This is a genomic window from Roseateles sp. GW821-FHT09G09 (genome assembly GCF_059415965.1).
Genome location: NZ_JBWKOG010000001.1, coordinates 1,093,510 through 1,115,494 on the forward strand (window position 1 = coordinate 1,093,510; position 21,985 = coordinate 1,115,494).

Here is a 21,985-nt window from a genome sequence, read left to right on the forward strand (position 1 = left end):
CGTCCTCAACCCCCCTGAATACGGAGCCTTCTCCGCTTGAACCTGCGCCACGCCTTCACCCCCGCCGACAACCGTCGCCTGTCGCACCTGTGCGGCCCGCTGGACGAGCATCTCCGCCAGATCGAGGCGGCGCTGAGCGTGCGCATCACCCATCGCGCCGAGCACTTCAACATCGAGGGCGACCGCGCGCCGGCGCAGCGCACGGTGGCCTTGCTCGAGTCGCTCTACGCGCGGGCCGACCGGGCGATTCCCGGCGAGACCCTGCGACTGGCGATCGTCGAGGCGGCCAACGACGTGGTCGCGCGGACGAAAGCCGCCAACGGCGGGAACACGGGCGGCCCGGGCGGCCCGGGCGGCCCGGAGGGCCCGGACGACAACGGCGTCGTGCTGCGCACCCGTCGCGCCGACTTGGCCGGTCGCACCGGCAACCAGCATCTCTACCTGCGCAGCATCCTGTCGCACGACATCAGCTTCGGCATCGGGCCGGCGGGCACGGGCAAGACCTTCCTCGCGGTGGCCTGCGCGGTGGATGCGCTGGAGCGCTCGACCGTGCAGCGCATCATCCTGACGCGGCCGGCGGTCGAGGCCGGCGAGCGGCTGGGCTTCCTGCCCGGCGACCTGACGCAGAAGGTCGATCCGTACCTGCGGCCGCTCTACGACGCGTTGTACGACCTGATGGGCTTCGATCGCGTGACCAAGGCGTTCGACAAGGGCCAACTGGAGATCGCGCCGCTGGCCTTCATGCGGGGACGCACCTTGAATCACGCCTTCGTCATCCTCGACGAGGCGCAGAACACGACGCCCGAGCAGATGAAGATGTTCCTGACACGCATCGGTTTCGGCAGCAAGTGCGTGGTGACCGGCGACACCAGCCAGATCGACCTGCCGCGCGGCATGCGCAGCGGTCTGGTCGACGCCGAGCAGGTGCTGGACGACGTCGAGGGCATCGCGATCACGCGCTTCACACGCGCGGACGTCGTCCGTCATCCGCTGGTGGCACGCATCGTGCAAGCCTACGAGGACCAGACGGAGGCGCTGGCGCGCGAGGAAGCGCGCGCGGAAGAGGCGCATCGCGCCCAGTTCGCCGAGGAACGCGAGGAGCGCCGCCTGCGTGCGCTGCGCTTGCGCGAAGAGGCACTGCGCTTCGAAGAGGCGCCTCCGCCGCTCGCGCCGCCGGCTGAGCCCGTGAAGAAAGCCGCCGCCAGGAAGCCGGCGGCCAAGCCCGCTGCGAAGAAGACGGCCGCCAGGAAACCCGCCGCAGCAAAGCCTGCCACAAGGAAGCCCGCGGTCAAGTCCACGCGCAAGGGAGCCTCGCGATGAGCCGTCCGGCGCTGAGCCTCTCGTTGCAATTCGCCGATCCGCGCCACAAGGCGCTGCTGCCGCGGCACAAGGTGATCCGCTGGATGCGCGCGGCGCTGGAGCTGCCCGGCGAGATCACGGTCCGCATCGTCGATGCGGAGGAAGGGCAGTCGCTCAACCGCGAATACCGGTCCAAGGATTACGCGACCAACGTGCTGACTTTTGACTACACGCACGAGCCGGTCGTCGCCGCGGACCTGGTGATCTGCGCCGAGGTCGTCGAACGCGAGGCGAAGGAGATGGGCCTGGACCTCGCGGCGCATTACGCGCACATGTTGGTCCACGGCACGCTGCACGCGCAGGGCTACGACCACGAGGCAGACGACGAGGCCGAGTTCATGGAGGCGCGCGAGACCGAGGTCATGATCGGGCTCGGCTTCGCCGATCCCTACGTCAAGCGCTGAGCGCTACTGCTGCGTGCCCAGGTAGCGCTTGCGCCAGAAGAAGGCGCCGAGCAGGAGGGCGGTCACGACCATGACGCCCACGGCGATCCAGAAGCCGGTGGCCCGGTGGATCAGCGGCAGGGTGTCGAAGTTCATGCCGAAGACGCCGGTGATCAGGTTCAGCGGCAGGAAGATGGCCGTCAGCACGGTCAGCGTCCGCATGATGTTGTTGGTGCGCTCGCCGGTGAGCGAGAAGTGCATCTGCACCGAGGTCTCGGCCGAGCTCTCCAGCCGCCGCACATGGGTCAGCACACGCTCGACGTGCTCGAGCACGTCGCGCGACCGCACGCGCAGCAGCTCGCGCTCGCGCTCCGCCCGCTCGTCGCCGACCGGCCATTCGCCCAGCGCGTCTATCCATTCCTGCACCGCGCTGCGCTGGTCCTCGCAGAGGTCTTCCAGTCGTGACAGCGTGTCGCGGGCGTGCAGCACCACCGGCCAGTCGCGGAAGTGGCCGCGCCGATCCAGCAGCAGGTTCTGCAGCGTCGTCAGCTGGCGCGTCAGCAGCCGGCGCAGGTCCAGGTAGCTGTCGACCATGTGGTTGACCATGCGCAGCATCAGCTCGGCCGGGCTGTGGGGCAGCCGCGTGCTGCCGCGCAGGTCGCGGCCTTCCTGCTGCGCGCCGAGCTTGCCGGCGAAGTGGTCCCGCAGCGAACACTCGCCGGGATGCACCGTGATCAGCACGCGGTCGAAGACCGCGAAGCCGACCGGACTGGTGTCGATGGCCTGCAGCGCTTCATTGACCGCCGCCGCATGGCGAGGCTCGTCGTCGGAGAGGTACTGCTCGCTGCCGGGCATCGTCGCGAGCCGGCGGAACACCATCAGGTCGTAGGCGCTCGTGTAATCGAAGTGGGACGGCAATTGCGGATTCATCAGATCCGACACATGCAGATCGAGCAGCTGCGCGCCGGTCCAGCGCGTCAGCTGCTGCTGCAGCGTGCCGAGCTGGAGCTCGAACTCGCGGCGCGGCAGGCCGATCCACAGGAAGCCTTCGGGCGGGAGTTCGTCGGGCAGCCCGGCGAGCTCCTCGTAGAGCGCGTCGCTCAGGTGGAAGATGCGCATGCGTCGGTCGGGCAGCCGGGGTTCCCTGGCGGAGTGGACGTTCAGGCGGCGGCGCGGATCAGACGCGCCGCGTCCATCGCGAAGTAGGTCAGGATGCCGTCGGCGCCGGCGCGCTTGAAGGCCAGCAGCGCTTCGAGCATCACCGCGTCGTGGTCCAGCCAGCCGTTAGCGGCGGCGGCCTTGATCATGGCGTACTCGCCGCTGACCTGGTACGCGAAGGTCGGCACGCGAAACTCCTGCTTCACGAGGCGCACGATGTCCAGGTAAGGCAGGCCGGGCTTGACCATCACCATGTCGGCGCCTTCGGCCAGATCCAGGCCGACCTCGCGCAAGGCTTCGTCGCTGTTGCCCGGGTCCATCTGGTAGGTCTTCTTGTCGGCCTTGCCGAGGTTGTTGCGCGAGCCCACCGCGTCGCGGAACGGGCCGTAGAAGGCGCTCGCGTACTTGGCGCTGTAGGCCATGATCCGCGTGTGGATGTGGCTGTCGGCCTCGAGCGCGGCGCGGATCGCGCCGATGCGGCCGTCCATCATGTCGCTGGGCGCGACGATGTCCACGCCCGCCCGGGCCTGGACCAGCGCCTGCTGCTTGAGCAGCTCGACGGTGCGGTCGTTCAGGATGTAGCCCTGCTCGTCGAGCACGCCGTCCTGGCCGTGGCTGGTGTACGGGTCGAGCGCGACATCCGTCAGCACGCCCAGGCCGGGCACCTTCTCCTTGAGTGCGCGCACGACGCGCGGGATCAGGCCGTCCGGATTCGTTGCCTCGATGCCGTCGGGCGTCTTCAGCGCGGTGTCGATCGCGGGGAACAGCGCGATCACCGGGATGCCCAGCTCGACGCACTCCTCGGCGACGGGAATCAGCTGGTCCAGGCTCAGCCGGGAGACGCCCGGCATCGACGCGATCGGTTCGACACGGTTCTCGCCCTCATGGACGAACACCGGAAAGATGAAATCGCTGGGGTGCAGGCGGTGTTCGCGGACCAGCGCCCGGGTGAAGGCGTCGCGGCGCAGGCGACGGGGACGGCTGGCGGGATAAGGGGCAGGAAGTTGCATGATTTCCGGGAAGTACCACCAGGATGAGGGGCCACCAGGCGGAAAGACGTGGATTCCGAAATTCGGCAGATCTGTTAAAGTCGTTCTTGAATGATAGCCGCTTGGCTGTCGTTCCCTGCTTTTCCTCCCTGAGCAGGAGCCTTAACGTGATGACAGCGATAAGGCTTTCCGACCCCGGCTGTGAAGCCGGGGTTTTTTTTCGCGCCCTCCATAATGCCGTGATGCTCTGGATCAAAGCGCTTCACATCATTTTCGTCGCCGCGTGGTTCTCCGGCCTGTTCTACCTGCCGCGGATCTTCGTGAACCTGGCCATGGTGCCCGCGGACAGCCACGCCGAGCGCGAACGGCTGTTGATCATGGCCCTGAAGCTTTACCGCTTCAGCTCGGGGCTGATGCTGCTCGCCCTGGGGTTCGGCCTCGCGCTGTGGCTGTACTACGGCATCGGGCGCGGCACGGGCAACGGGTGGATGCATGCCAAGCTCGCGCTGGTCGTCGCGGTCATCGGCTATCACCACGTGTGCCGCGCCTTCCTGCGCAAGTTCGAGATGCTCGCCAACCGCCGCAGCCACAAGTGGTTCCGTGTGTTCAACGAGGTCTCCGTGCTGATGTTCGCGGCGATCGTGGTCCTGGTCGTCGTCAAACCCTTCTGATCCGGCGATGCATCGGCGCAGTTCCGCCACCTGGCTGGCCCTGTGTTACGCCGTGCTGGTGGTCTACGCCAGCCTGTATCCGTTCTGGCCCTGGCGCATGCCGCCCAGCCTGCCGTGGCCCGGTTTCGTCGGATTGCCCTGGCCGCGCTACTGGGGCAAGTTCGACATCTGGGTCAACGTGCTCGGCTACTGGCCGCTGGGGCTGCTCTGCTTCTCCGCGGTGATGCGCGGCAGCGGCAGCCTGATGCGCGCGCTGCTGCTGACGGTGGTCGGGTTGCCGCTGCTGTCGTTCTCGATGGAGACGCTGCAGTACTTCCTCCCGGGCCGCGTGCCGTCGCTGGCGGATTTCCTGCTGAACAGCGCCGGCGCCTGGCTCGGCGGCCTGTGCGCGTGGGCGGTGCTGTGGCTGGGCGGACTGGAGCGCTGGAACGGCTGGCGCGAACGCTGGTTCGTGCCGCACAGCGCGGGCGCGCTGGCGCTGCTCGCGCTGTGGCCGGTGGGGCTGCTGTATCCGGCGCCGCTGCCGCTGGGGCTCGGACAGCTGTTTCCGCGCCTGCGCGAATGGGCCGAACTGCTGCTCGAGAACACGCCCTGGGAACTCGTGCCCAAGGAGCTGACCGACGACCTGCCGCTGCCGCCCGGCCTCGAGGCGATCGCCATCGCCATGGGGATCCTGGCGCCATGCCTGCTGGCGCTGTCGGTGGCGCGACCGGGCAGGCGTCGCGCGTTGCTGGTGCTGGGGGCGATCGCGCTGGGCGTGACGACGACGGCCTGGTCGACGCTGCTGAACTTCGGCCCCGATCATGCGTGGGCCTGGCTGACCTCGACGACCGAACCCGGCCTGATCATCGGCGGCGTGCTGGCGCTGCTGGCGGCGTTCATGTCGCGTCGCGCGAACGCGGCGTGGGGTCTGGTCGTGCTGACCGCGCTGATCGCGTTGATGGCCGAGGCGCCGTCCGATCCCTACCTGCTCGAAAGCCTGCAGTTCTGGGAGCAGGGCCGCTTCGTCAACCTCTACGGTCTGGCGCAATGGGTGGGCTGGCTGTGGCCGTTCGCGGCGCTGGCCTGGCTGCTTTACGGCGTGACGCAGAGCGATCGTCCGGGCCCGCCGCCTGCCGGTGAGGGTGCTGCCGATGACCGATCCGGCGGGCGCTCTGAAGGACAAGCGGATCGTGACGGACCGCACGAACGACCGCTCGGTGTAAACCCTGAAACTACAATCGACCGATGAGCTCCCCCAGCTACTACCAACGCCACATCTTCTTCTGCCTGAACCAGCGCGAGAACGAGAACGCCTGCCTTCAGCACAACGCGCAGGAGGCCTTCGACCACTGCAAGAAGCGCGTCAAGGCCGAGAAGCTGGCCGGCAAGGGCGGCGTGCGCGTGAACAAGGCGGGCTGCCTGGACCGCTGCGCCGGCGGGCCGGTGGCGGTCGTCTATCCGGACGCGGTCTGGTACCAGTTCGTCGACAACAGCGACATCGACGAGATCGTCGAGCGCCACCTCAAGCATGGCGAGGTCGTTGAACGCCTGGTGCTCGACGATTCGGTCGGCCGTTGATCAGGAGCCCGCTCGAATGAATGCACAGACCCAGCGCCGGCAGATCGCCGGCCCGGCCGGCGAGATCGAATGCGCGATCGACGAACCCGCGGTCGACGCGGGCCCGCTGCGCGGCGTGGTGGTGATCTGCCACCCGAATCCGACGCAGGGCGGCACGATGGACAACAAGGTGGTGCAGACGATCGCGCGCGCGTTCGTGCACCTGGGCTACCGCGCGGTGCGCTTCAATTTCCGCGGCATCGGCAAGTCGGCCGGCGCCTGGGACGAGGGTCGCGGCGAGGTCGACGACGCGCTGGCCGTGATCGCGGCCTTGCGCGATCCGGCGCAGCCGCTGGCGCTGGCGGGCTTCTCCTTCGGCGGCTTCGTCGCGTCGCAGGCGGCGCTCCAGCTCGAGCAGCCGGCGGAACGCCTGCTCCTGGTCGGTCCGGCCGCGAGCCGCTTCGGCGTCGCGACGGTGCCGGCCGATACCGTCGTGATCCACGGCGAACAGGACGACGTGGTGCCGCTGAGCGCGGTCTTCGACTGGGCACGCCCGCAGGCGCTGCCGGTCATCGTGGTGCCCGGTGTCGGGCACTTCTTCCATGGGCAGTTGCCGCTGCTCAAGAACTTGGTGACGCGCGGCTGGCATGCCGTCGGCGAAACGCGCACCTGAGGATCTCTCCCGAATGAAACGCTTCCTTGCTTCCCTGGCCCTCGGCGTGGGCCTGTCCAGCTTCGTGATGACGACCGGCGCCTCGGCGCAGGCGCTGACGCCGCCCGAGATCGCGGCCCGCAACTTCGTGCTGCTGGACCTGACGACGAACCAGACGCTCGCCGAACGCGACGCCGACACGCCGCAGGATCCCGCGTCGCTGACCAAGCTGATGACGGCCTATGTCGTCTTCGACGCGCTCAAGGCCAAGCGCCTGACGCTGGACCAGACGCTGACCGTCTCCAAGCGCGCCTGGGACGAACGCAAGGGCGACCCGTCGCTGATGTTCATCGACACGACGATGACGCCCAAGGTCGACGAGCTGCTGCGCGGCATGATCATCCAGTCGGGCAACGACGCCTCGGTGGCGCTGGCGGAAGGCGTGGGCGGCACGGTCGAGCAGTTCGTCGCGATGATGAACAAGCAGGCCCAGGCCTGGGGCCTGAAGAACACGGCGTTCAAGAACGTCACCGGCATCACCGAGCCCGGCCACAAGACGAGCGCCCGCGACATCGCGGTCATCTTCTCGCACGTGATCCAGGACTATCCGCAGTACTACGCCGACTACTACTCCAAGCGCGAGTACACCTTCAACAAGATCCGCCAGTCCAACCGCAACATGCTGCTGGGCCGGGATCCGTCGGTGGACGGCGGCAAGACCGGCTACACCGACGCCGCCGGCTACTGCTTGGCGGCGAGCGCGCAGCGCGACGTGCCCAACGGCAAGCGCCGTCTGCTGAGCGTGGTGATGGGCACGGCCTCGAAGGAAGCCCGCGCGACCGAGAGCCAGAAGCTGCTGAACTGGGGCTACTCGGCCTTCGACGCGGTGCGCCTGTTCGAGAAGAACCAGCCGATCACCACCGTCAAGGTCTGGAAGGGCGCCGTGCCGGAAGCCAAGCTGGGCGCGGCGGACGCCGTCTTCGTCGCGGTCCCGCGCGGCGAGGGCGGGAAGCTCAAGACCGACATCCAACGCACCGACCCGCTGGTCGCGCCGCTGGCGCTGAACCAGCGCGTGGGCACGCTGAAGGTGACGACGGCGGGCGGCGCGCCGGTGGCCGAGGTGCCGCTGGTCGTGCAGCAGGAGGTGCCGCTGGCCGGCATCTTCGGGCGCGCCTGGGACGCGATCCGCCTCTGGATCAAGTAAGCGCGCTCAAGGCCCCTCGCTTGCCGGGGTTGGCCTGCCGGGCCGGCGGCGTACAGTCGGTGGCTTCGGCGGACCACGCGACGGGAGCTACCGATGACCATGCCCTGGGCCGATCTTCCCTGCTACCTGAACGGCCACCTGGGCCGCCTCGGCGATGCCCGGGTGCCGGTGATGGACCGAGGATTCCTCTTCGGCGACGGCGTCTACGAGTCGATCCCCGTCTACGCGCGGCGGCTGTTCCGCGTCGACGACCACCTGGACCGGCTCGGTCGCAGCCTGAAGGCGCTGCGCATCGAAGACCCCTATGAGCGCGAAGCCTGGCTGGACCTGTTCCGCAGCCTGGTGGCGCACTTGCCGGACGTCGAGGACCAGGCGATCTACCTGCAGGTCACGCGCGGCGTCGCGGCGCGGGGCCATGCGATGCCCAAGGACGTGGAGCCGACGGTGCTCGCGTACACGCAACCGCTGCACGCGCTGACGCCGGAGCAGCGCCATCAGGGCTTGAGTTGCGTGACGGCGCGCGACTTCCGCTGGCAGCGGGGCGACATCAAGAGCATCTCACTGCTGGGCAATGTGCTCGCGCGCCAGACTGCGACGGATCAAGGTGCCGATGAGACGGTGCTGATCCGCGACGGCTACGTGACCGAAGGCTCCAGCAGCAATGTCTGGATCGTGCGCGACGGCGCGCTGCTGACACCGCCGCCGGGCGAGACCTTGCTCGAAGGCATCCGCGTGCGCCTGCTCAAGGAGCTCTGCGAAGAACTCGGCATCGCCTGCAACCTCCGCCCGATCGCGGAGACCGAATTGAGCACCGCCGACGAGATCCTGCTGACCTCCGCCAGCAAGGAGGTCGCCCCGGTCACCCGGCTCGACCACGACCAGGTCGGCCACGGCGCATTGCGCGGCAAGCCGGGCCCGGTCTACGCGAAGCTCCACGAGGCCTACCAGCGGGCCAAGGTCTTGCAAAGCCGCTGACCGACACCATTTGAATGTCCCATCATGACCAGCTTCAACAACGCCCCGATCCCGCCCGAGCAATCGCTCATCGAGTACCCGTCGCAGTTCCCCATCAAGGTGATGGGCGCGCAGGTGGAGGGCTTCGTCGAAGCGATCGTCAGCGTTGCGCAGCAGTTCGATCCGGCGTTCGACGCGTCGAGGGTGGAGAAGCGCCCGAGCTCGGGCGGCAAGTACCTGGGCGTGACGATCACCGTCACCGCGACCAGCCGCGAGCAGCTCGACGAGCTCTATCGCACGCTGACCACCCACCCGATGGTGAAGGTCGTGCTCTGAGGGTGCTCTGAGGACTCAGACCGAGCCGGCGTCGGCCGCGAGCGCCGCGTCGACGGCCTTGAGCTTGTACGGCGCGGCCTCGTCGCCGTTTCGCGCCGCGATGTCGTACCAGTAGCGCGCCAGGCGCAGGTCGCGCTCGACGCCCAGGCCCGACTCGTACATCGACGCGATCAGGTACTGCGCACCGACGTCGCCGCCCTTCGCGGCTTCGCGATACCACAGCGCCGCCTGCGGGAAGTCCTTCCCCGCGCCACGACCCAGGTAGAACGCGGTGGCCACGGCCACCTGCGCGTCGACGCTGCCGTGTTCGGCGGCCTTCAGGTACCAGGATTGGGCCTGGACCAGGTCGGGTTTGCCGTCCTCGCCCTGCTCGTGGAACTGTCCCAGGGCCAACTCGGCACGGACCAGACCGCGACCGGCCGCGCGCAAGAGCAGTTGCCGGGCGAGCTTGGGATCAGGTTTCGGCACTTCCGCGCGCAGATGCATCATCGCGAGGTTGTAGTCGCCGAGCGCGAGGCCCTGCTGCGACAGCGCGCGGAACTGCTTCTCCGCGGCTTGAAGGTCGCCGCGTTCGTACGTGGCGAGCGCCTGCTCCAGCGTGACGCCAGCGGCGAAGGCCGCGCCGCCATGCAGTGCCAGGCAGCAGACCGCGAGGGCGGCGAGGGCCGTGATGTGACGCGGCATGGCGCGGCTCCTGAATGTCCCGATGCCGACGATGCTAGGGCCATCGCGGCTAGCATGCCGGGATGCTGATCAAGACCCTGGGCCGCGTCGACTACGCGGCCACGCTGGACGCGATGCGCGCCTTCACCGAGACGCGCGGCACGGAGACCCCGGACGAGCTCTGGCTCTGCGAATTCGATCCCGTCTACACCCAAGGCCTGGCCGGTCAGGCCGACAACGTCCTGGACCCGCAGGGCATTCCCGTCGTACAGACCAACCGGGGCGGGCAGGTGACGTACCACGGCCCCGGGCAGGTGGTGGCCTATCCGCTGGTGGACCTGAAACGGCTGGGTATCTTCGTCAAGGAATACGTCTTCCGCCTGGAGACGGCCGTGATCCAGACGCTGGAAGCCGTCGGCGTGACGGGTCACCGCGTCGCCGGCGCGCCCGGCATCTACGTGCGGCTGGACGACCCCGGGGCGCATGCCGCCCTGACCGGGCCGGCCGACCCGGCGGATCCTTTCCGCGGCCTGGGCAAGGTCGCGGCGCTGGGGATCAAGATCAGCCGGCACTGCACGTATCACGGTGTCGCGCTGAATGTCGCGATGGACCTGAAGCCCTTCCTGGGCATCCATCCGTGCGGATACGCAGGGCTTCAGACAGTGGACCTCGGTACACTCGGGGTTTTCACGGACTGGGCCACGGTGGCCCAGCGGTTCGGAGAGCGGCTTGCCGCCCAGCTCCAACCCTGAGGCCCGGAACAAGGCAACCGAGAGAACGCCTGATGGCAACCGAGAACGTCACCCACGAAGCCAAGAGCGCGTCCGACTACGACGCGACCGCCAAGCAGAAGGCGCAAGCCAAGACGGCGCGGATCCCGATCAAGATCATTCCGGCGGAACAGCTGAAGAAGCCGGACTGGATCCGGGTGAAGGCCGGGTCGCCGTCGACGCGTTTCTACGAGATCAAGCAGATCCTGCGCGAGCACAAGCTGCACACGGTCTGCGAGGAAGCGTCCTGCCCCAACATCGGCGAGTGCTTCGGCAAGGGCACGGCGACATTCATGATCATGGGCGACAAGTGCACGCGGCGCTGCCCGTTCTGCGACGTCGGCCACGGCCGGCCGGATCCGCTGGACGTGGACGAGCCGCTGAACCTGGCCAAGACGATCGCGGCGCTGAAGCTGAACTACGTGGTGATCACCAGCGTGGACCGGGACGACCTGCGCGACGGCGGCGCCGGCCATTTCGCCGAGTGCATCCGCAAGGTGCGCGAGCTGAGCCCGCGCACGCAGATCGAGGTGCTGGTGCCCGACTTCCGCGGCCGCATGGACCGCGCGCTGGACATCCTGAAGGCCGCGCCGCCGGACGTGATGAACCACAACCTGGAGACCGCGCCGCGCCTGTACAAGGAAGCGCGTCCGGGCTCGGACTACCAGTTCAGCCTGAACCTGCTGAAGCGTTTCAAGGAAGCGGTGCCGGGCGTGCCGACCAAGAGCGGCATCATGGTCGGGCTGGGCGAGACCGACGAGGAGATCCTCCAGGTCATGCGCGACATGCGCGCCCACGACATCGACATGCTGACGATCGGGCAATACCTGGCGCCGTCCGGCCACCACCTGCCAGTGCGTCGCTATGTGCATCCGGACACCTTCAAGATGTTCGAGGAAGAGGCCTACAAGATGGGCTTCACGCACGCGGCGGTCGGCGCGATGGTGCGCTCCAGCTACCACGCGGACCAGCAGGCGCATGCCGCGCTGGAGAAGGTGGAAGCGGAGAAGGCTTCGGCGGCTTGATCGCCTGATCGCTGGGTTGATCGCCTGAGCGATCGACGGACACACGGACGGCCCTTCGGGGCCGTCTTGCATGGCGCGTCGACATCTCGGCGTGTGGGCGTCTGAGTCGGCTGGCGACGCGCCATGACTTTCGTTGGCGCCTCGACGCCGGCTCTACAAACACCGTCTCTCCAGCCGGCCCTGCGCGTAGCGCGTTTCCGATCCCATGCCCAAGAACACGAGCGCCCTGGTGCGCGCCCTGGCCGGCACGATGCTGTGTCTGCCGTTGGTGTCGATGTCCGCGTCCCCGGCGTCGGGACCAGCGCCAGTCGCTCCGCAGGCGAAGGCAAAGCCGCGGATCGCGGCCACGAAGAACAGCACCGCCTTCCGCGGTGTCATGACGCTCGATGTTGATCTCACCGACACGCGCCGGCGGATCGTCACGGTCAAGCAGCGCATCCCCGTGCAGCGCGCGGGCGAGACGACGCTGCTCTATCCGCAATGGGAAACGGGAAGCCACGCGCCCTCGATTTCCGCGCATCGGCTGGCGGGCCTGGTCCTTGAGGCGGATGGCCAGGCGCTGCCGTGGCGGCGCGATCCAGCGCGGGTGCACGCCTTCCGCGTCACCGTGCCCGCCGGCGCGCAAGCGCTCGACCTGAGCTTCCAATACCTGGCGCCGCTCAGCCGAGATCCTTCGGCGACGATCATGGACGGCTTTGTCGGCGTCTACTGGAATCGGATGCTGATGTACCCGTCGGGCTGGAAGGCCAGCGACCTGCCGATGCAGGCGACGATCAAGCTGCCGGCGGGCATGATGCCGACGACCGCCTTGTCCGGCGCGGTCGATGGCGACCGGGTCCGCTTCGAGCAGGTGCCGCTGGATCGACTCATCGATTCGCCGGTGTTCGCGTCTGGTCATGTGGTCACGCGTGAGATCGTCGGCGGTGCTCGCCCCGTGCGTGCGCACTGGCTCGCCGCGAACGCCGAGGCGGTCGCCGACGTCGACCGCTTCGACGCCAGGATGCAGGCGGTCCAACGCGAGACGGAAGCGATCTTCGGCGTGCCGCCGTTCAAGCGCTACGACTACCTGATCGCGCTCGACGACCGGCTGCCGGGTCCCGGCGGCATCGAGCATGCGGACTCGGGCGAGGTCGTCCTGCCCGCGAACCTGCTGTCCGAGCCGACCGAGTCGGCCCCGCTGATCGACGTCATTCCGCACGAGCTCATCCACGCATGGAACGGCTTGTGGCGGGTGCCGGCGGACATGGCCGTGTCCACGCCGAACGAGCCGTTCACCGGCACGCTGCTGTGGGTCTACGAAGGCCAGACCGAGTTCTGGTCGCGTGTGGTCGCGGCGCGCTCGGGACTGCGCACGGTCGAGCAGACGCTCGGCGCGCTCGCCCTGGATGCGGCTGTTGTTCAGCACCGCGCCGGCCGCCAGTGGAAATCGCTGGCCGACAGCGCCAACGATCCATTGATCCAGGACGGCACGGTGTACTGGCGCGACTGGCAACGTCGCGAGGACTACTACATCGAAGGCGTGCTGTTCTGGCTCGACATCGATGCGCGTCTGCGTCGATGCAGCCAGGGCGCGAAGGGCCTGGACGACTTCGCCACGCGCTTCTTCAGCGCGGTGGACCAAAAGCCGGGCGAACGGCAGCGATCCTATTCGGAAGCCGACGTCGTCGCGACGCTCGATCGCGTCTGTCCCGGGCCGTGGGCGGTGACGCTGCGCAAGAAGCTGGATGCGCACGATGACGACGGCGTGCTCGACGGTCTCGCCTCGCACGGCTGGCGCCTGGTGTTCCGCGATACGCCGACCGAGTACTTCCGCCTGTACGAGGCCAGCGACGGCGTGCTCGACCTGACTTGGTCCGTGGGCATGACGGTGACGAAGGACGGCCGGGTGAAGGCGGCGGCCTGGAACGGCCCCGCGTTCCAGGCGGGCATCGTGCCCGGCACGCGTTTGAAGACAGTCAACGATGAACCCTACAGCGCGGAACGCCTCACGGCCGCGATCACTGCCGCTGCCAAACAAGGTGATCTGCGGCTGGGCATCCAGGTCGACGGGAAGCAGGAGACCGTGACGGTCGACGCTTCCCAGGGCCTGCGCTATCCGGCGCTGGAGCGCGTCGAGGGCACGCAGGATTCGCTGTCGACACTGCTGGCGCCGCGTCGGCCAGTCGCGCACGTCGAGACATCCCCTGCGGGACGTTGAGCGCGGGCTCTCCACGATGCAGGAGGCCTCCCTCCGGGAACCTCCAGCATCATTCCGGCCCCAGTGAAACTCGCTGATCGCGGGCCTTGGCGTCTACGTCTACGTCTACGTCTACGTCTGCGCCTGCGCCTGCGCCTGCGTCCGGCGTCAAGCGGGCGTCCAGCGGCCCGCCACGTTCTTCAGCAGCAGGTTGATCGCCGCCAGTTGCCGGTTGCGCACCGAGAGCAGCGAAGCCTCCGCATTGAAGGCGCTGTTCTGCGCCGTCGTGACGTCCAGGAAGGACACCGTGCCCGCGCGGTACTGGTCGGTCACCAGCTCGAGGTTGCGCTGCGCGGCGTCCAGCGCCTCCTGTTGCAGCCGCGCTTCCTCGCGCAGGTGGTCGGTGAGGATCAGGTTGTCCTCGACTTCCTGCAGCGCGGTGAGCACCGTCTGGCGGTAGGTCGAGGTGGCGACCTCGGCGCTGGTGCGCGCCTGCGCGCTCGCCAGCTTGCGCTGGCCGCCGTCGAAGATCGCTTGCGCCAGCGAGGGGCCCAGGGACCAGAAGAGGTTGGGCGCGGAGAGCAGGTCGCTCAGCGTGCTGTTGCGATAACCGGCGCTGCCAGACAAGGTCAGCGAGGGGAAGTACGCCGCGTCGGCGACGCCGATCTGCGAGTACGCCGCCGCCACGCGCCGCTGCGCGGCGGCGATGTCGGGCCGGCGCTCCAGCAGCTGCGAGGGCAGCATCGCGGGCACGGCGGGCGGCTTCGGCAGCGTCGCGCTCTTCGACAGATCCAGCGCCGATGGCGGCAGCCCCAGCAGCACCGCGATGGCGTGCTCCAGTTGACCGCGCGTGGAACGCGTCTCCAGCAGCTGCGCCTCGGCCGAGCGCAGTTGCGTCTGTGCCTGCAGCACGTCGCTGCGCGCGGCGACGCCGCTCTGGTAACGCGCCTGCGTCAGGTCAAGGAAGCGCTGATACGACTTGACGCTGCGGTCGTACAGCGCTTCCTGCGCCTCCGCGGTCCGCAGCGAGAAGTAGGTCTGCGCGAGCGTGGCCTGGGCGCTCAGGCGCGCCGCGGCGAGATCGTCGGCGCTCGCCTGCAGCGAGGCGTTCGCGCCCTCGCTCGCCAGGCGCAACCGGCCCCAGAGGTCGGGCTCCCAGCTGGCGTTCAGCGAAGCCTGCACGCTGTTGGTCGGTCCGCGGTTGATCGAGCCGTTGGTGACATTGCCGTCGGGACTCTTGCTGCGCGTACCGGAGAAGCCGGCGGAGAGCGTCGGGAAGAGCGCGGAGCGGCTCGCCTCCAGCGCGGCGCGGGCGCCTTCCACCTGCGCGACCGCCGCCTTCAGGTTCTCGTTGCCGATCACCAGCCGGTGCTGCAGGTCGTTGAGGACCGGGTCGTCGAACAGCGTCCACCACTGCTCGGGCACCGGCTCGGCGGCGGCGGGACGCGCCTGTTTCCAGAGCGCGTCCTCCTTGAACTGCGCCGGCGCGGCGACCGGCGCCGGCGGGTCGACGCGCGTCACCGCGCAACCGCTCATCAAGGCGATGAGCGCAGTCATCGCCGCTGCCGCCGCGATCGTGTGGAGGGCGGCCGTGCGCGGACGTACGGCGGAGACGGAGGAGGCGTTCTTCTTCATCGGGGTCTGCATGTCGCTCTGCACGTCTGTCTGCATGTCTCAGCCCTGCAGGGTCGGAGCCGCGGGCGGCTCGGGATTCATCGGGGGGACGACGTTCGAGGCCTGGGCGGCTTTCGCCGCGCGCTTGGCCGCGCGGCGCTTCATCACGCGCTGGCGCAGTCGCTCCATCGTCACGAAGACGACCGGCGTCGTGTACAGCGTGAGCACCTGGCTCAGGATCAGGCCGCCGACGATGGCGATGCCCAGCGGCTTGCGCAGCTCGGCGCCGTCGCCGCTGCCCAGTGCGAGCGGCACGGCGCCGAAGATCGCGGCGAAGGTCGTCATCAGGATCGGCCGCAGCCGCAGCTTGGCGGCGCGGAAGATCGCCGCGCCGGCCGTGAGGTGCGCCGTGGTGCGCTGCCGCGCGATGGCGAAGTCGATCATCATGATCGCGTTCTTCTTCACGATGCCGATCAGCAGGATCACGCCGATCAACGCGATGATGGAGAACTCGGTGTTGAACATCATCAGCGCCAGCAGCGCGCCCACGCCCGCCGACGGCAGCGTCGACAGGATGGTCACCGGATGCACCAGGCTCTCGTAGAGCATGCCCAGCACGAGGTAGATCGCGATGATGGCCGCGCCGATCAGGATGGGCTGGGACTTCAGCGCGTCCTGGAAGGCGTTGGCGGTGCCCGCGAAAGTGCCGCGCACCGACACGGGCACGCCCAGTTCCGACATCGCGTTGTTGATCGCGTCCGTGGCCTGCGACAGCGAGACGCCTTCGGGCAGGTTGAAGCTGATCGTCGACGCGGGCGAGCCGCTCTGGTGGTTCACCGACAGCGGCGTGTTGGTGGTCTCGACGCGGCTGAAGGCCGACAGCGGCACCTGCGCGCCGGAGCTGCTCGTGACGTAGAGCTTGCGCAGCGTCTCCGGTCCCTGCAGGTACTGCGGCGCGAGCTCCATGACCACGCGGTACTGGTTCAGCGGGTTGTAGATGACGCCGACCTGCCGCTGGCCGAAGGCGTTGTTCAGGGTCGTGTCGATGGTGCTCACCGTCACGCCCAGGCGCGCCGCCGCGTCGCGGTCGATGACGAGGGAGGTCTGCACGCCCTTGTCCTGCTGGTCGGTGTTGACGTCGGTCAGGTCCGGCAGCTGCGAGAGCGCGTTGCGCACGCGCGGCTCCCATTCGCGCAGGACCTCGAGGTCGTCCGCCTGCAGCGTGAACTGGTACTGCGCGTTGGCCTGCCGGCCGCCGATGCGGATGTCCTGCACCGGCACCAGGAACAGGTTGGCGCCGGGTTCGTGCGCCATCTTGTCGCGCAGCCGGTTCACGACCTGGTCGGCCGAGACCTTGCGCTCTTTCAAGGGCTTGAGCGTGATGTAGAAGTTCGCGCCGTTGCGTTGGCCGCCGCCGGTGTTGCCGTTGACGTTCTCGACCGCCGGATCGGACAGGATGATCTCCATGAAGCGGTCCACCCGCTGGCGCATCATCTCGAAGGAGCTGCCCTGGTCCGCCTGCACGCCGCCGATCAGCACGCCGGTGTCCTGCTGCGGGAAGAAGGTCTTGGGGATCGCGCCGTAGAGGTGCACGTTCAGCGCGACCACCGCCACCAGCGACAGCAACGCCACCGGCTGGTGCCGCAGCGTCCACATCAGCGAGCGGCGATAGCCGCGCGCCAGCCCGCGGTTGAAGCGTCCGGCGGCGCGCGCGAACCAACCCTTGGGCTTGGTGGCGGCGCCGGGCTCCGGTTCCTTGCGCGGCTTGAGCACGCGCGAGGCCATCATGGGCGTCGTCGTCAGCGACACGATCATCGACACCAGGATGGAGGCTGAGAGCACGACGGCGAACTCGCGGAAGAGGCGCCCGACGACGCCGCCCATCAGCAGGATGGGGATGAACACCGCCACCAGCGACAGGCTGATCGAGATCACCGTGAAGCCGATCTCGCGCGCGCCGCGCAGCGCGGCCTCGACAGGCTGCAGCCCCTGCTCGATGTAGCGGGTGATGTTCTCGAGCACGACGATCGCGTCGTCGACGACGAAGCCGGTGGCCACCGTCAGCGCCATCGCCGAGAGGTTGTCCAGGCTGTAGCCGCACAGGTACATGACGCCGAAGGTGCCGGCCAGCGACACCGGCACGGCGACCGCGGGCAGCAGCGTCGCGCGCCAGCTGCGCAGGAAGAGCAGCACGACGAGGATGACCAGGCCGACGGCGATCGCCATCGCGCGCTGCACCTCGTCCAGCGAGGCGCGGATGGTCGGCGTGCGGTCGCTGATGACCTTGAGGTCGATCGCCGGCGGGATCGAGGCCTGCAGGCGCGGGAGCAGCTCGCGCACGTGCTGGACCGTCTCGATGATGTTGGCGCCCGGCTCCTTCTGGATGAACAGCAGGATCGCGGGCTGGCCGTTGGAGGCGCCGTAGTTGCGCACGTCCTGGACCGAGTCGCTCACGTCCGCCACGTCGCGCAGCCGCAGCGCGGCGCCGTCGCGGTAGGACAGCACCACCGGCGCGTACTCGGACGCGGTGCGCGCCTGGTCGTTCGCGCCGACCTGCCAGTAGCGGCCCGACTGCTCGACCGCGCCCTTGGGCCGGTTGGCGTTGGTGTTGGTGATGGCCTGGCGCACCTGGTCCAGCGAGATGCCGTTGGCCGCGAGCTTGTCCGGGTTGAGCTCGACCCGCACCGCCGGCAGCGCGCCGCCGCCGACGTTGACCTGCCCGACGCCGCCGACCTGCGCCAGCCTTTGCGCCAGCACCGTCGACGCGGTGTCGTACATCTGGCCGCGCGTCAGCGTCTGCGAGGTCAGCGCCAGGATCATGATCGGCGCGTCGGCCGGGTTGACCTTGCGGTAGGTCGGGTTGCTCGGCATGCCGGTGGGCAGCAGCGTGCGCGCCGCGTTGATCGCGGCCTGCACGTCGCGCGCGGCGCCGTCGATGTCGCGGCTGAGGTCGAACTGCAGCGTGACGTTGCTCGAGCCGAGCGAGGACCGCGAGGTGATCTCGGTGACGCCGGCGATGCTGCCGAGCGCGCGCTCCAGCGGCGTCGCGACGGTCGCGGCCATGGTGTCCGGGCTCGCGCCCGGCAGCGAGGCGGACACCGAGATCGTCGGGAAGTCCACCTGCGGCAGCGGCGCGATCGGCAGGAAGTGATACCCGAGCATGCCCGCCAGCGCGATGCCGATCGTGATCAGCGTCGTCGCGACCGGCCTCGCGATGAACGGCGCTGAAATATTCATCGCAGGTCTCCGCCGGGACCCGCCGATCCGACCGGTCCGACCGGTCCGACCGGGCCCACCGGACCGATGGGCCCGGCAGGGTCGGCGATCTGCGGCGCGTCGGGGCCGCGGCGCTCCTCGGCGGCGCGCGTCGCGCGCTTCACGCCGCGGCGCTCGCGCCAGCGCTGCGCCATGCGCGCGAAGCCGAGGTAGATCACCGGCGTCGTGAACAGCGTCAGCAGCTGGCTCACGATGAGGCCGCCGACCATGGTCACGCCCAGCGGATGCCGCAGCTCATGGCCGACGCCGGTACCCAGCATCAGCGGCAGCGCGCCCAGCAGCGCGGCCATCGTCGTCATCAGGATCGGACGGAAGCGCAGCAGCGAGGCCTGGTGGATCGCGGCGCGCGGTTCGAGCCCCTGTTCGCGTTCGGCCTCGAGCGCGAAGTCGATCATCATGATCGCGTTCTTCTTGACGATGCCGATCAGCAGCACGATGCCGATGATCGCGATGATCCCGAGGTCCAGCCCGCCGAGCAGCAGCGCCAGCAGCGCGCCGACGCCGGCCGACGGCAGGGTCGACAGGATGGTGACCGGGTGGATGTAGCTCTCGTAGAGCACGCCCAGCACGATGTACATCGTGACCACCGCCGCCAGGATCAGGAACAGCGTGCTCGACAGCGAGTTGCTGAAGGCCTCCGCCGCGCCCTGGAAGCTGGTCTCGACGCTGATGGGCAGGTCGAGCTTGGCCTGTTCGGACTTGATCGCCGTGACGGCGTCGCCGAGGGCGACGCCAGGGGGCAGGTTGAACGAGATCGTCGCGGCCGGGAACTGCGCGACGTGGTTGATCGCCAACGCGGCAGGGCGCTCGACGATCTGCGCGACCGAGCTCAGCGGCACCTGCACCGAGGTGGTCGACGCCGTGCCGGTGGCGCCGGTCGTCGTCGTGCTGCCGGGCACGTAGAGCCCTTCGAGCGCGCGCGGGCCGCTGCGGAACTCCGGTGCCGCCTCGAGCACGACGCGGTACTGGCTGGACTGCGTGTAGATCGTCGAGATCAGCCGTTGGCCGAAGGCGTTGTAGAGCGCGGTGTCGATCGCCGCGATCGTCACGCCGAGCCGGCCCGCCGCCTCGCGGTCGATCTGCACCCAGGCTTGCAGGCCCTGGTTCTGCAGGTCGCTCGCGACGTCGGCCAGTTGCGGCAGCGCCTTGAGCCGCTCCAGCAACTGGTCGTTGGCCTTCTGCAGGTCGCCGGAGTCCGGCGAACTCAGCAGGAACTGGTACTGCGTCTTGGAGATGCGGTCCTCGATCGTCAGGTCCTGCACCGGCTGCATGTAGGCGGTGATGCCCGGCACCTGCCGGTTCGCGTCGCCCAGCCGCGCGATGATCTCCGTCGCCGATGCGTGGCGCGACGCGAACGGCTTCAGCGTGATCTGCATGCGACCGGTGTTCAGCGACGCGTTGGCGCCGTCGACGCCGATGAAGGACGCGATGTGATCGACGTCGGGATCCTTCAGGAAGACCTCGGCGAGCTTCTGCTGGCGCTCGCTCATCGCGTCGAACGAGGTGCTCTGCGTGGCCTCGGTGATGACCTGCAGCAGGCCGGTGTCCTGCACCGGGAAGAAGCCCTTGGGCACGACGACGTACAGCAGCGCCGTCAGCGCCAGCGTCCCGAAGAAGCCCAGCAGCGTCAGCACCGGACGGTCCAGCACCCAGTCCAGGCCGCGGCCGTAGGCCCGGATCATGGCGTCGAACTTCTCGCCGAACCAGGTACCCAGGCGCGAGTGCTTTTGTTCCACCTCGGGCTTGAGCAGCCGCGCGCTCATCATCGGCGTCAGCGTCAGCGAGACGAAGGCCGAGATCAGGATGGACACGGCCAGCGTGATCGCGAACTCGTGGAACAGCCGGCCGACGACGTCGCCCATGAACAGCAGCGGGATCAGCACCGCGATCAGCGAGACCGTCAGCGAGATGATAGTGAAGCCGATCTGCTTCGAGCCCTTGATGGCCGCTTCCATCGGCGAGTCGCCTTCCTCGACGTAGCGGGCGATGTTCTCGATCATCACGATCGCGTCGTCGACGACGAAGCCGGTCGAGATGGTCAGCGCCATCAGCGTGAGGTTGTTGATCGAGAACCCGGCCAGGTACATCACGCCGAAGGTGCCGATCAGCGACAGCGGCACCGCGACGCTGGGGATCAGCGTGGCGCTGCCGCTGCGCAGGAACAGGAAGATCACCGCGACGACCAGCACGATCGCGAGCAGCAGCTCGATCTCGGTGTCGTCGACCGAGGCGCGGATCGTCGTCGTGCGGTCGGACAGGATCTGCACGTCGACGGACGCGGGCAGCGTGCCCTGCAGCTTGGGCAGCAGCGCCTTCACGCGGTCGACCGTCTGGATCACGTTCGCGCCGGGCTGGCGCTGCACGTTCAGGATCACGCCGGGCGTCGTGTCGGCCCAGGCGGCCAGGCGCAGGTTCTCGGCGTCGTCGACGATCTCCGCGACGTCGCTCAGGCGCAGCGGGTTGCCGTTCTTCCAGGCGATGATCAGGTTCTGGTACTCGGCGGCGGAGCGCAGCTGATCGTTGGCGTCGATCGTCGACGCGCGCTGCGAACCGTCGAAGCTGCCCTTGGCCTGGTTGACGTTGGCCGACGCGATGGCGCTGCGCACGTCGTCCAGGGACATGCCCAGCGCCGCGAGTGCGCGCGGGTTGGCCTGGATGCGCACGGCGGGGCGCCTGCCTCCGGCGATGCTCACCAGGCCCACGCCGTCCACCTGCGACAGCTTGGGCGCGAGGCGGTTCTCGACCAGGTCGTGGACCTTGATCACCGGCAGCGACGGCGAAGTCACCGCGATCGTCATCACCGGCGCGTCGGCCGGGTTGACTTTGCTGTAGACCGGCGGCATCGGCAGGTCGCTGGGCAGCAGGTTGCTGCCGGCGTTGATCGCGGCCTGCACTTCCTGCTCGGCGACGTCCAGCGACAGGCCGAGCGAGAAGCGCAAGGTGATGACCGAGGCGCCGCCGGAACTCGACGAGGTCATCTGGCTCAGGCCCGGCATCTGGCCGAACTGGCGCTCCAGCGGCGCGGTGACCGTGGTCGAGATGACGTCCGGACTCGCGCCCGGATAGAGCGTTGTGACCTGGATGGTCGGGTAGTCGACCTCCGGCAGCGCCGACAGCGGCAGCAGCCGGTAGGCCAGCAGGCCGGCCAGCAGGATGGCCAGCATCAGCAGCGAGGTCGCGACCGGCCGCTCGATGAAGGGACGGGACGGGTTCATG

At 68.7% G+C, this 21,985-nt stretch carries 17 protein-coding genes and 1 pseudogene; 12 read left to right on the plus strand and 6 right to left on the minus strand.

Annotation, left to right across the window (positions count from 1 at the left end):
• Positions 1-36: 36 nt before the first annotated feature.
• Together AC07O8_RS04720 and ybeY are read left to right on the plus strand one after the other, a co-directional pair.
• Positions 37-1,026 (plus strand): annotated as a pseudogene (locus AC07O8_RS04720) (PhoH family protein); the annotation flags it as partial.
• A 290-nt stretch (positions 1,027-1,316) separates the two neighbouring features.
• Entirely contained in the window at positions 1,317-1,763 is a 447-nt protein-coding gene (gene ybeY / locus AC07O8_RS04725) for an rRNA maturation RNase YbeY (protein ID WP_495046922.1), read from the plus strand.
• Positions 1,764-1,766: 3 nt separating this feature from the next.
• On the opposite strand, the gene AC07O8_RS04730 is transcribed toward ybeY, so the two are convergent.
• On the minus strand, positions 1,767-2,861 hold the full coding sequence (locus AC07O8_RS04730; RefSeq protein ID WP_495046923.1) for a magnesium transporter CorA family protein: 1,095 nt from the start codon (positions 2,859-2,861) through the stop codon (positions 1,767-1,769).
• Between the two features lie 41 nt (positions 2,862-2,902).
• Positions 2,903-3,910 carry a porphobilinogen synthase gene (gene hemB / locus AC07O8_RS04735; RefSeq protein WP_495046924.1) on the minus strand — a complete coding sequence of 336 codons (1,008 nt, stop codon included), beginning with the start codon at positions 3,908-3,910 and terminating at the stop codon, positions 2,903-2,905.
• Positions 3,911-4,131: 221 nt separating this feature from the next.
• On the opposite strand from hemB, the gene AC07O8_RS04740 reads away from it, so the two are divergent.
• The 7 genes from AC07O8_RS04740 (at position 4,132) to AC07O8_RS04770 (ending at position 9,245) form a co-directional block, all read left to right on the plus strand.
• Positions 4,132-4,560, plus strand: a complete 429-nt coding sequence (locus AC07O8_RS04740; RefSeq protein ID WP_495046925.1) for a CopD family protein — start codon at positions 4,132-4,134, stop codon at positions 4,558-4,560.
• A gap of 7 nt (positions 4,561-4,567) precedes the next feature.
• Positions 4,568-5,791: a VanZ family protein gene (locus AC07O8_RS04745; RefSeq protein ID WP_495046926.1), complete on the plus strand. Its 1,224-nt coding sequence runs from the start codon at positions 4,568-4,570 to the stop codon at positions 5,789-5,791.
• Entirely contained in the window at positions 5,788-6,120 is a 333-nt protein-coding gene (locus tag AC07O8_RS04750) for a (2Fe-2S) ferredoxin domain-containing protein (RefSeq protein ID WP_431260365.1), read from the plus strand. The genes AC07O8_RS04745 and AC07O8_RS04750 overlap by 4 nt, the downstream gene beginning before the upstream one ends.
• A 16-nt stretch (positions 6,121-6,136) precedes the next feature.
• Positions 6,137-6,772: an alpha/beta hydrolase gene (locus AC07O8_RS04755; RefSeq protein WP_495046927.1), complete on the plus strand. Its 636-nt coding sequence runs from the start codon at positions 6,137-6,139 to the stop codon at positions 6,770-6,772.
• Between the two features lie 13 nt (positions 6,773-6,785).
• A complete protein-coding gene (locus AC07O8_RS04760; protein WP_495046928.1) occupies positions 6,786-7,955 on the plus strand; it encodes a D-alanyl-D-alanine carboxypeptidase family protein in 1,170 nt (389 codons plus the stop codon).
• 93 nt (positions 7,956-8,048) lie between these two features.
• Complete coding sequence (locus tag AC07O8_RS04765) at positions 8,049-8,930, plus strand: D-amino acid aminotransferase (protein WP_495046929.1); 882 nt, start codon at positions 8,049-8,051, stop codon at positions 8,928-8,930.
• Between the two features lie 24 nt (positions 8,931-8,954).
• Positions 8,955-9,245 carry a DUF493 family protein gene (locus tag AC07O8_RS04770; protein WP_495046930.1) on the plus strand — a complete coding sequence of 97 codons (291 nt, stop codon included), beginning with the start codon at positions 8,955-8,957 and terminating at the stop codon, positions 9,243-9,245.
• Positions 9,246-9,260: 15 nt separating this feature from the next.
• Here the strand turns inward: AC07O8_RS04770 and AC07O8_RS04775 are convergent, their stop codons facing one another.
• Entirely contained in the window at positions 9,261-9,929 is a 669-nt protein-coding gene (locus AC07O8_RS04775; RefSeq protein ID WP_495046931.1) for a tetratricopeptide repeat protein, read from the minus strand.
• Positions 9,930-9,991: 62 nt separating this feature from the next.
• Here AC07O8_RS04775 and lipB point away from each other — a divergent pair, with 62 nt between their 5' ends.
• The 3 genes from lipB to AC07O8_RS04790 all read left to right on the plus strand — a co-directional run bounded on the left by lipB (position 9,992) and on the right by AC07O8_RS04790 (position 13,900).
• Positions 9,992-10,660, plus strand: coding sequence for a lipoyl(octanoyl) transferase LipB (gene lipB / locus AC07O8_RS04780; RefSeq protein ID WP_495046932.1), 669 nt, complete (start codon positions 9,992-9,994; stop codon positions 10,658-10,660).
• A 32-nt stretch (positions 10,661-10,692) separates the two neighbouring features.
• Entirely contained in the window at positions 10,693-11,703 is a 1,011-nt protein-coding gene (lipA, locus tag AC07O8_RS04785; protein WP_421036719.1) for a lipoyl synthase, read from the plus strand.
• A gap of 205 nt (positions 11,704-11,908) precedes the next feature.
• Positions 11,909-13,900, plus strand: a complete 1,992-nt coding sequence (locus tag AC07O8_RS04790) for a M61 family metallopeptidase (protein ID WP_495046933.1) — start codon at positions 11,909-11,911, stop codon at positions 13,898-13,900.
• Between the two features lie 147 nt (positions 13,901-14,047).
• Here AC07O8_RS04790 and AC07O8_RS04795 read toward each other — a convergent pair whose 3' ends face one another.
• From AC07O8_RS04795 to AC07O8_RS04805, 3 genes are read right to left on the minus strand one after another with little or no spacing between them, the layout of a single operon-like run.
• Positions 14,048-15,550 carry an efflux transporter outer membrane subunit gene (locus AC07O8_RS04795; protein WP_495046934.1) on the minus strand — a complete coding sequence of 501 codons (1,503 nt, stop codon included), beginning with the start codon at positions 15,548-15,550 and terminating at the stop codon, positions 14,048-14,050.
• Between the two features lie 3 nt (positions 15,551-15,553).
• Entirely contained in the window at positions 15,554-18,730 is a 3,177-nt protein-coding gene (locus tag AC07O8_RS04800; RefSeq protein ID WP_495046935.1) for a multidrug efflux RND transporter permease subunit, read from the minus strand.
• On the minus strand, positions 18,727-21,984 hold the full coding sequence (locus AC07O8_RS04805) for an MdtB/MuxB family multidrug efflux RND transporter permease subunit (RefSeq protein ID WP_495046975.1): 3,258 nt from the start codon (positions 21,982-21,984) through the stop codon (positions 18,727-18,729). The genes AC07O8_RS04800 and AC07O8_RS04805 overlap by 4 nt, the downstream gene beginning before the upstream one ends.
• Position 21,985 lies beyond the last annotated feature (1 nt).

Excerpts from the sequence above, each read along its gene's own strand:
- AC07O8_RS04745 (WP_495046926.1), top strand. The coding sequence starts at position 4,568 with ATGCATCGGCGCAGTTCCGCCACCTGGCTGGCCCTGTGTTACGCCGTG.
- AC07O8_RS04795 (WP_495046934.1), bottom strand. The coding sequence starts at position 15,550 with ATGCAGACAGACGTGCAGAGCGACATGCAGACCCCGATGAAGAAGAAC.
- AC07O8_RS04790 (WP_495046933.1), top strand. The coding sequence starts at position 11,909 with ATGCCCAAGAACACGAGCGCCCTGGTGCGCGCCCTGGCCGGCACGATG.
- AC07O8_RS04750 (WP_431260365.1), top strand. The coding sequence starts at position 5,788 with ATGAGCTCCCCCAGCTACTACCAACGCCACATCTTCTTCTGCCTGAAC.
- lipA (WP_421036719.1), top strand. The coding sequence starts at position 10,693 with ATGGCAACCGAGAACGTCACCCACGAAGCCAAGAGCGCGTCCGACTAC.
- AC07O8_RS04740 (WP_495046925.1), top strand. The coding sequence starts at position 4,132 with ATGCTCTGGATCAAAGCGCTTCACATCATTTTCGTCGCCGCGTGGTTC.
- AC07O8_RS04770 (WP_495046930.1), top strand. The coding sequence starts at position 8,955 with ATGACCAGCTTCAACAACGCCCCGATCCCGCCCGAGCAATCGCTCATC.
- AC07O8_RS04765 (WP_495046929.1), top strand. The coding sequence starts at position 8,049 with ATGACCATGCCCTGGGCCGATCTTCCCTGCTACCTGAACGGCCACCTG.
- hemB (WP_495046924.1), bottom strand. The coding sequence starts at position 3,910 with ATGCAACTTCCTGCCCCTTATCCCGCCAGCCGTCCCCGTCGCCTGCGC.
- AC07O8_RS04775 (WP_495046931.1), bottom strand. The coding sequence starts at position 9,929 with ATGCCGCGTCACATCACGGCCCTCGCCGCCCTCGCGGTCTGCTGCCTG.
- AC07O8_RS04805 (WP_495046975.1), bottom strand. The coding sequence starts at position 21,984 with ATGAACCCGTCCCGTCCCTTCATCGAGCGGCCGGTCGCGACCTCGCTG.
- AC07O8_RS04755 (WP_495046927.1), top strand. The coding sequence starts at position 6,137 with ATGAATGCACAGACCCAGCGCCGGCAGATCGCCGGCCCGGCCGGCGAG.
- AC07O8_RS04730 (WP_495046923.1), bottom strand. The coding sequence starts at position 2,861 with ATGCGCATCTTCCACCTGAGCGACGCGCTCTACGAGGAGCTCGCCGGG.
- AC07O8_RS04760 (WP_495046928.1), top strand. The coding sequence starts at position 6,786 with ATGAAACGCTTCCTTGCTTCCCTGGCCCTCGGCGTGGGCCTGTCCAGC.
- ybeY (WP_495046922.1), top strand. The coding sequence starts at position 1,317 with ATGAGCCGTCCGGCGCTGAGCCTCTCGTTGCAATTCGCCGATCCGCGC.
- AC07O8_RS04800 (WP_495046935.1), bottom strand. The coding sequence starts at position 18,730 with ATGAATATTTCAGCGCCGTTCATCGCGAGGCCGGTCGCGACGACGCTG.
- lipB (WP_495046932.1), top strand. The coding sequence starts at position 9,992 with ATGCTGATCAAGACCCTGGGCCGCGTCGACTACGCGGCCACGCTGGAC.